Source organism: Streptomyces sp. 3-6 (genome assembly GCF_056323165.1).
In genome coordinates this window covers 1-1,113 of record NZ_JBWHZP010000051.1, presented here as the reverse complement: position 1 = coordinate 1,113, position 1,113 = coordinate 1, and the positions used below count along the sequence as shown (strand labels likewise).

Genomic DNA, 1,113 nt, shown 5'->3' with positions numbered 1-1,113 from the left:
GAGTCATGGCACGTCCTTCCCCCTACCCGCTTGAGCTGCGCCGTCGTGCGGTGCGGATGGTCGCCGAGGTGCGGCCGGAGTACGGCACCGAGTGGGCCGCGATGAAAGCGGTCGCCCAGAAGCTGGGCATCGGCACGACCGAGACCCTGCGCAAGTGGGTACGGCAGGACCAGATCGATGCCGGCACTCGGCCGGGCACCACGACGGAGGAGTCCGTCGAGCTGAAGCGCCTGAAGAAGGAGAACGCCGAGCTGAAGCGGGCCAACGAGATCCTCAAAGCCGCAGCGTCTTTCTTCGCGGCCGAGCTCGACCGGCCACACACACGCTCGTAGCGTTCATCGACGAGCACAAGGGCCGCTTCGGCGGAGTCGAGCCGATCTGCCGGGTCCTCACCGACCACGACTGCAAGATCGCCCCGTCCACGTACTACGCCCACCACAAACGCCTGACGGCACCCTCGGCCCGCACCGTTCGGGACTCCGAACTGAAGATCTTGATCCAGGAGGCGTACGAGGCCAACTACCGTGTCTACGGCGCCCGGAAGATCTGGCGGCTCTTGAACCGCCAGGATGTCGCGGTGGCCCGCTGCACCGTCGAACGCCTCATGCGCGAGCTCGGCATCGCCGGAGCGGTCCGCGGCAAGAAGGTGATCACCACGATCCCCGACGTGAGCGCACAGCGGGCCCCGGACCTCGTGGACCGTGACTTCGTCGCCCCGGCCCCGAACCGCTGCTGGGTTGCCGACTTCACCCACGTCACCACGTTCGCCGGCGTCGTCTACGTCGCCTTCGTCGTGGACACTTTCTCCCGCCGCATCGTCGGCTGGTCCGCGGCCACTTCGAAGGAGACCCGGCTCGTCCCGGACGCCCTCGAGATGGCCCTCTGGCAACGCGACCGAGACCAACGCCCTTACAAAAAAGGCGAGTTGATACATCACTCCGATGCCGGGTCGCAGTACACATCGTTCGCGCTCGCCGAGCACCTCGACCGGGCAGGCATCGCCGCATCGATCGGATCGGTCGGCGACGCCTACGACAATGCCCTGATGGAGTCCACGATCGGCCTGTTCAAAACCGAGTTGATCAAGCCCCGTCGGCCCTGGAAGACACTCTC

At 66.3% G+C, this 1,113-nt stretch carries 2 protein-coding genes; both read left to right on the top strand.

Annotated features, from left to right (window positions below; all coding sequences use genetic code 11):
• Window positions 1-332 (top strand): transposase (locus tag AC02VZ_RS26025; protein WP_476476558.1); only part of this gene is annotated, 332 nt, incomplete at its 5' end.
• A 5-nt stretch (window positions 333-337) separates the two neighbouring features.
• Window positions 338-1,113 (top strand): IS3 family transposase (locus AC02VZ_RS26020; protein WP_476476559.1); only part of this gene is annotated, 776 nt, incomplete at its 3' end.